Source organism: Nostoc sp. UIC 10630 (assembly GCF_010747425.1).
GTDB lineage: Bacteria > Cyanobacteriota > Cyanobacteriia > Cyanobacteriales > Nostocaceae > Nostoc.
In genome coordinates this window covers 22,733-30,056 of record NZ_JAAGOG010000093.1, presented here as the reverse complement: position 1 = coordinate 30,056, position 7,324 = coordinate 22,733, and the positions used below count along the sequence as shown (strand labels likewise).

General features: G+C 39.7%; 6 protein-coding genes. All 6 read left to right on the top strand.

Translation table 11 applies throughout. The features are described from left to right. The first annotated feature begins 384 nt into the window (after positions 1 to 384). The 6 genes from G1O98_RS20750 to hypF all read left to right on the top strand — a co-directional run bounded on the left by G1O98_RS20750 (position 385) and on the right by hypF (position 7,267). Positions 385 to 1,353 carry a hypothetical protein gene (locus tag G1O98_RS20750; RefSeq protein WP_163931224.1) on the top strand — a complete coding sequence of 323 codons (969 nt, stop codon included), beginning with the start codon at positions 385 to 387 and terminating at the stop codon, positions 1,351 to 1,353. 73 nt (positions 1,354 to 1,426) lie between these two features. Further along, positions 1,427 to 1,693, top strand: coding sequence for a hypothetical protein (locus G1O98_RS20745; protein WP_163931214.1), 267 nt, complete (start codon positions 1,427 to 1,429; stop codon positions 1,691 to 1,693). 8 nt (positions 1,694 to 1,701) lie between these two features. Beyond that, positions 1,702 to 1,926, top strand: a complete 225-nt coding sequence (locus G1O98_RS20740) for a hypothetical protein (protein ID WP_163931211.1) — start codon at positions 1,702 to 1,704, stop codon at positions 1,924 to 1,926. Positions 1,927 to 2,002: 76 nt separating this feature from the next. After that, positions 2,003 to 2,848: a NifU family protein gene (locus tag G1O98_RS20735; RefSeq protein WP_163931208.1), complete on the top strand. Its 846-nt coding sequence runs from the start codon at positions 2,003 to 2,005 to the stop codon at positions 2,846 to 2,848. Between the two features lie 793 nt (positions 2,849 to 3,641). Continuing rightward, on the top strand, positions 3,642 to 4,856 hold the full coding sequence (locus tag G1O98_RS20730; RefSeq protein ID WP_175586786.1) for a hypothetical protein: 1,215 nt from the start codon (positions 3,642 to 3,644) through the stop codon (positions 4,854 to 4,856). 62 nt (positions 4,857 to 4,918) lie between these two features. Next, a complete protein-coding gene (hypF, locus tag G1O98_RS20725) occupies positions 4,919 to 7,267 on the top strand; it encodes a carbamoyltransferase HypF (RefSeq protein ID WP_163931205.1) in 2,349 nt (782 codons plus the stop codon). Positions 7,268 to 7,324: the final 57 nt, after the last annotated feature.

Below are 7,324 nucleotides of genomic sequence, written 5' to 3'. Positions count from 1 at the left end.
TATAAGATGTTATCAATTCAATATAGAAGAACTGCGTTGTGTCAGGTCATGATACAGAACACCTTATCAAAATGTAAGGTGTTTAAAGCTGACATTAATATTGGCAATTTCCCCCTAGAATTTTAGAAATAGAGTGTTTTATAGTAAAAAAATTGATTCACTCAATTTAGGGGATTGAGGATTAGGTATTAGGTATTGGGAAAAATTTTCTTAGTCCCTAGCATCATTAATCCCTAGCCTCTAGTTTCAGACAAAAGGGGAATTCCGCCTAAAGGACTCGAAGCCTGCGTAAATCGGTATGGCCCGTGATGAGATGCGTAAATGTGTCTCGTTCATTCATGGGTGTTGGACTCAATTCCCAATTGGCTAGAGTACGGCAGAGTTATGACCCCCAGCATTACAGATTCAGCAGTGAAGGCTGCGGTAGCGGCTGTTGCTTCAGAGTCAGCCACAGCAGAGGAAAAAATCCAAATGCTGATTGAGATAGCACAGGGTTTTCAAAAAAAGCCCAAAGCTGCCCAAGACTTGCGGAATGCAGTTGGCTTATATTACCGGGCCTATGAGATGTGTGGTGAGGAGTATCCCCTATTGAAAGCCAGGGCCAAAGTGGGCATGGCGGGGACGTTACAGGCAATACCGGATGCTGATTACCAACTGTTGATGCAAGCTAAAGTCGGTTATGAAGAGGCATTACCGATTTTACAACAATTAGCTTTGCCAGAGGAAGTGGCAGAAACGCAGATGAATTTTGGGCTGGTGTTGCAGTCGTTAGTGCCATTCAATTTGGCGCGAATAACCGACAGCATCCAGGCTTATCATGAGGCTTTGCGGGTGTTCACTTGGGAAGATTACCCCCAAGAATACGCGATATTGTATAACAATATTGCGATCGCTTACCTTTCTATGCCCCTAGCATCGGAACGGGAATACTTGCGTCAAGGGTTAGCTGTGCAATCATTTGAGGTAGCGCTAAAGCATATTAATCTGATCGATCATCCCAGAGAATATGCGATGTTGCAAAATAATTTGGGTAACGCTTTGCAATATTTAGTGAGTTCCCATCCTGTCGAGAATAACTTACGTGCGATCGCAGCTTATGACGAAGCGTTAAAAGTGCGTAACGCCAAAGATACACCCCTAGAGTACGCTAACACAATTTCCAACAAAGCCAACGCCCTATTCAACTTACCAGACGACCCTGAAAAACCAGAAGCTGGTAATCCTCAAAATCTTTTGCAAGCCCGTATCTACTACCAAGATGCTTTAGAAATATTTACAGAATACCAACAAATTGCACAAGCAGAGGTAGTAGTCCAAGCATTACAAGATGTAGAAGCAGAAATGAAGGGTTAGGAGTTATGGGTTATGGATCTAATTTGATTCTTAACTCTTTAACTCTTTACTTAAACAATGAGGAAAAAACAGCATGAGAGACATTTTAACAACGCCAAATCTGATAAATTTTCTCACAAGTTTAGTAGATGGCGATCTTAACATAGCAACAGAATTGGTCTGGCTAATTATAGCAACAGCCTTGGCTATGGTTGGCGGTGCAATTGGTGGAATGCTATTAGCTGGTAAAGATATAGGATATCAGCTTTCAGCAATGCTTGGTGCATTATTTGCCCCTGCGGGTGTAATTCCTGCCATCTTCTTAGGGCTTGTTGCTTTAAATTTCTTGACAAATTATTAGGAGAAAATATGTTAGAGCTAGGATGGTTATCTGCCAAGTTATTTTTTAAAGGAAAGCTAATACGCAATCCAATATTTTTTGTCAAGCAAACTACTATTGGTATTGCTGTAGGTTTCTTACTGCTAGTGTTACTTGCACAAGCCCCCATTCCCTTCTACTTACCAATCATATTATCTAGCTTAGTGACGGGCATGATTATGCCGTTTCTCTTGAAGGATTTTAAAACGAAGTGAATTGTCATTGATAAACAACCAATCCCCAATGCTAATGACAAATGACAAATGACGAATGACGAATGACAAATAACAAATGACAAACCTTGAAGAATTAATTCAGGAAATTAATCGTTTTGAGGCAATTATATCCGAGTGGGATGAAAGCCAACGGTGTGTAGCAGTAGGTCTAAAAAGAGCGATTGAAGCTTTGCATAAAGCTGCATTGACTAATTTGATTAAAAGCCTAAAACAAGAATCAATGCCAGCTTTGCGTCATGCTGTTGCAGATGAATTAGTGTATGCAGTGCTACTGTATCACGAACTAGTCAAACCACCAAAACCCCCACTCTCACAACGCATTCAGGCAGCCCTTGAAGAAGTTCGCCCAGGTTTAAAAAGCCATGATGGGGATGTAGAATTAGTGGCAATTAAGTCACCAGATACAGTAGAAGTTAGATTAATCGGAACTTGCAGCAGTTGTCCGGCTTCTACTTTGACTTTATCTCAGGGAGTAGAACAGGCAATAAAAAACCATTGTCCTGAAATTACCAAAGTAGTGGCAGTCAATAACAGTTCTACTGTTAACAACGCTAATTCTAGTTTAATCAGTCCATTCTCTGCAAAAATAACTTGTACTTGGATGAAAGTAGCGACCCTTGATGAAGTTCCTGAATTTAGTGTAGTGGTAGTACAACTTGCTGGTACTTCACTAATTTTACATCGTCAAGGTGCTACAGTAAAATGCTATCGTAATGGTTGCGCTCATCTAGGATCTCCCTTAGAAAAGGGTAAAGTTGAAAATGGTGTTCTTACCTGCCCTTCTCACGGATTCCAGTACAAATTAGAGACAGGTAAATGCTTAACCGTGCCTGATGTTTCGCTTCAGTCGTATCCAGTCAAGGTTAAAGACGATAAGGTTTTTGTGAAACTACAAAAATGATCATGCGAAGGTAAGATTTCAGCAAATATACTGGCGATTAGTCAATCACGGCTAATTTGCTTTTTCATTTCAGTAGTTCGCGCATTCATTTTAGTATTTTGTGCAAGCAAAATACCCGAATGCTTTCTCAATATCCCTAAATTCATTCTCATTTGTGTAATTCAGGTATTGATTTTAGTGTTTTGAGAAAGTAAAAAGGCATATTACTTTCTCAAAAGGTCATTTGACTTATTCAAACCCCAGTTTGCTTATTCATTTTAGTGTTTTCCGCAAGCAAAATGAGCTTTTACTTATTCAAACTCCAGTTTGCTTACTCATTTTGGTGTTTTCCGCAAGCAAAATGAGCTTTTACTTACTCATTTTAGTGTTTTCCGCAAGTAAAATAAGCTTTTACTTTCTCAAACCCCAGTTTGCTTTCTCATTTCAGTAAATCGCGCACTCATGCCAAAGATCCGCTATGTAGCAAAACTTACTAAAAGGTTTTTTGAAAAGTATTTTGCTGTGACTTTAGGCATTTTTAGATCCCCCCTAACCCCCCTTAAAAAGGGGGGAACCGGAATCAAAGTCCCCCTTAAAAAGGGGGATTTAGGGGGATCTAAAACTATTTAATACCGAGAATAGGACTTTTCAAACATCCTCTAAAGGCTATCTTGATTTTTTAGCTTGATTAATACAGAAGTTGATTAGAGGTTTGAATTAGATTTGAAAAAAGTATAATGCAAAACTGTTACTCTTGTTACACGCTAATCAACATTAATGTTTTTAAATAATTATCAGCCTCTATCTGCGGTTCATGGATATCCCAATCAGAATTAATCCCATATCACAATTACCGCTAGAAGCAACAGAAAATCCTCAATATTTGCCTCTATCACCTCAAGGTGCGGAAGTAATTTTAGGCAACATTATTGAACCCGAACAATTAGTTATACCTGTAGCGCCCAATGCCACAACAATGTTTGGGCCTCGTGGTGCTTGTTTGTTATCAGAAACTGGCCCATTATGGGTATCAGATACAGGACATCATCGATTATTAGGATGGCGGAATTTACCCATCAGAGATAGTCAACCAGCTGATTGGGTAATTGGACAACCTGACTTTTATCATGAAGGACAAAATGCTAAAAGTACACCGGGAAAGGCAACCTTAAGTCTACCAACAGGCATTTGTGCTTGTGGCGAAGGGTTAGCTGTCGCCGATGCTTGGAATCATCGGGTTTTGATTTGGAAAAACTTACCAGAAGATAATAATGTTCCAGCAGATTTGGTGTTAGGGCAAGCTAATTTTACTGATAATGAACCAAATCGAGGAAATCAGCAAGCATCTGCTAGTACAATGCACTGGCCTTATGGTGTTTTCTATCATCAAGGACGACTATTTATTGCTGACACTGGTAATCGAAGGCTATTAATTTGGCATCAGTTACCAACAGAAAATGGTCAACCGGCTGATTTAGTTCTGGGACAACCGGATATGATATCTCGCAATGAAAACGGTGGTGATTCTCCAACCGCAGCTAGTATGCGTTGGTGTCACGACATCGCTTTTTGGGGAGAAAATTTGGTTGTCAGCGATGCAGGTAATCACCGAGTAATGATTTGGCAGGGAATGCCAACAGAAAATAATGCACCTTGTGCTGTGGTTTTAGGGCAAAAAAGCTTTGATTTTGTGGAAATGAATCAAGGGGTTTATTTGCCTAGCGCTAGCAGTTTGAGTATGCCTTATGGTGTGGCGGTGGCTGGCGATTGGTTAGTAGTTGCAGATACAGCTAATTCTCGTTTGTTAGGATGGAGAAAGCCGGAATCTATTTTATCACTGCAAGGTGTAATGGCAGATGGGTTGGCAGGACAAATAAATTTTCAAAGTAAAGGTGAAAATCGTAATTTCGGGCTGCCTAAACGAGATAGTTTAAATTGGTGTTATGGGATAAAAATTTGTGGCAATAGGTTGGTAATAGCTGATTCTGGAAATAACCGAATATTGCTGTGGCAGTTTAATAATTTGTAATTCGTAATGGGCTACGCCCCGCTACGCTAACGTAATTCGTAATTTTTGAAAGTCAGATTTATATGGCGACTGAAGAAATTAGAGTTCGCGGTACTGTTCAGGGAGTAGGATTTCGCCCTACTGTATATCGTCTGGCTAAAGCCTGCGGTTTGTATGGAGATGTTTGTAATGATGGGCAAGGTGTATTAATTCGGGTATCTGGTAGTGAGGAAGCATTAACAGAATTTGTTGCCAGATTGCAAACAGAATGTCCACCATTAGCAAAAATTAATCAGCTAACTAGAATTCCTTATGAAGGTCAATTTAACTTTAACAATTTTGTGATTTCTACTAGCGTCAATAATGCCATTAAAACAGAAATTGTCCCTGATGCAGCTACTTGTCCACAGTGTAAACAAGAAATATTTGACCCCTTTAGCCGCTTTTATCGTTACCCCTTTACCAACTGCACTCATTGCGGCCCTCGCCTGAGTATTATTCGTGCGATTCCTTATGACAGATGCAATACCAGTATGTCTGCGTTTGTTATATGTCCCGAATGTGCAAAGGAATACCACGATGTTGAAAACCGCCGTTTTCACGCCCAACCTGTAGCTTGTCATGTTTGCGGCCCCACAGCTTGGTTAGAACGCGCTGATGGGAAATCGGTTACTGCTTCCATGTTCTCCATGCTGGATGATGTGGATGCCGTTTGTACCTTGTTGCAAAAGGGTGAGATTGTCGCAATTAAAGGCTTAAGTGGTATTCATTTAGCTTGCGATGCAACTCAGGAAACCGTTGTACAAAAACTGCGTCAGCGCAAAAAGCGCTATCACAAACCATTTGCTTTAATGGCGCGAGATATTGAGGTAATTGAAGAATATTGTAGTGTCAACGCCAAAGAAAAAGAATTATTGACAAGTCCTGCCGCACCAATTGTTTTACTACAAGCGACAGGTAAAAAACTTGTAGCACCATCGGTAGCATCGGGGCAAAATACTCTTGGTTTCATGCTACCTTATACACCCTTACATCATTTAATTTTGCGGCGGATGAATCGCCCAATTGTTTTAACAAGTGGTAATCTTGCCGATGAACCACAATGTATTGATAATAACGAAGCAAGAGAAAAATTAGGGACAATCGCTGATTATTTTCTCTTTCACAATCGAGATATTATTAATCGGGTAGATGATTCGGTAGTGAGAGTTATCGGCGATAAAGTCCAAACAATTCGTCGTGCCAGAGGATATGCACCAGCATCAATTAGTTTACCACCAGGATTTGACAATGTGCCGCAAATTTTAGCAATGGGTAGTGAGTTAAAAAATACATTTTGCTTATTGCGTGAAGGAGAAGCGATTCTATCTCAACATTTGGGAGATTTAGAAAATGTTGCGGCTTTCAATGCTTACCAAGAAGCTTTAAATTTATACTTGAATTTATTTGAACATACACCAGAAGTAATCGCTATTGATAAACATCCTGAATATCTTTCCAGCAAACTTGGTAAAGAACTTGCAGATACAAATCAAATTCCAATTCATCAAATCCAACATCATCACGCCCATATTGCTGCTTGTATGGCGGAGAATGGAATTCCTTTAAATTCACCTCCAGTATTAGGTATTGCTTTAGATGGTTTAGGTTACGGTGATGATGGTACACTCTGGGGTGGAGAATTTCTTTTAGCAGATTATCGGAAATTTAAACGACTAGCAACATTTAAACCAGTAGTAATGATTGGTGCTAAACAAGCAATTTATCAACCTTGGCGTAATACTTATGCACAATTAATATCTGCTAACCTTTGGGATGATTGCCAACAACAGTATACTGATTTAGAAATCGTAAAATTGCTGAATAAAAAACCATTAAAGCTACTAAATCAACTTATAGAGAAAAAAATTAACTCTCCTCCAGCTTCTTCAGTGGGGCGGTTGTTCGATGCAGTAGCGGCGGCTATCGGTATTTGCCCTGAAGAATGTAGCTATGAAGGACAAGCTGCGATCGCAATGGAAGCTATAGTAGATGTTAGTAGCTTAAATAATGATAAAGAAGCGCTAATATATCCTTTTAGTTTTAGCTTTTCAGATAGTATTTACTGTATAGACTCACGCCCAATGTGGCAAGCTTTGCTTGATGACTTGCAACAGCAGATTCCCCAACCAGTTATAGCTGCCAAATTTCACAAAGGTTTAGCTAATGCGATTGTGGAAATGCTTAAGCATCTTTGTGAAGGAAATCTGATTAATCAGGTAGCTTTAACAGGAGGAGTCTTTCAAAATTGTATATTGTTACAGCAAGTTAGCAAACGATTAGAAACATTGGGGATAAAAGTACTAACTCATAGCTTAGTTCCAGCTAATGACGGCGGATTATCTCTAGGACAAGCAGTGATTGCAGCCGCAAAATTAATACATAAGTATTGATATTTCACAACCCTTTTCGGACAAAAAATTCTCTCTGTGTTCTCCGCGCCTCTGCGG

Bases quoted from the DNA above. Each gene is read 5' to 3' on its own strand.
- G1O98_RS20745 (WP_163931214.1), top strand. From the start codon at position 1,427: ATGAGAGACATTTTAACAACGCCAAATCTGATAAATTTTCTCACAAGT.
- hypF (WP_163931205.1), top strand. From the start codon at position 4,919: ATGGCGACTGAAGAAATTAGAGTTCGCGGTACTGTTCAGGGAGTAGGA.
- G1O98_RS20740 (WP_163931211.1), top strand. From the start codon at position 1,702: ATGTTAGAGCTAGGATGGTTATCTGCCAAGTTATTTTTTAAAGGAAAG.
- G1O98_RS20730 (WP_175586786.1), top strand. From the start codon at position 3,642: ATGGATATCCCAATCAGAATTAATCCCATATCACAATTACCGCTAGAA.
- G1O98_RS20750 (WP_163931224.1), top strand. From the start codon at position 385: ATGACCCCCAGCATTACAGATTCAGCAGTGAAGGCTGCGGTAGCGGCT.
- G1O98_RS20735 (WP_163931208.1), top strand. From the start codon at position 2,003: ATGACAAACCTTGAAGAATTAATTCAGGAAATTAATCGTTTTGAGGCA.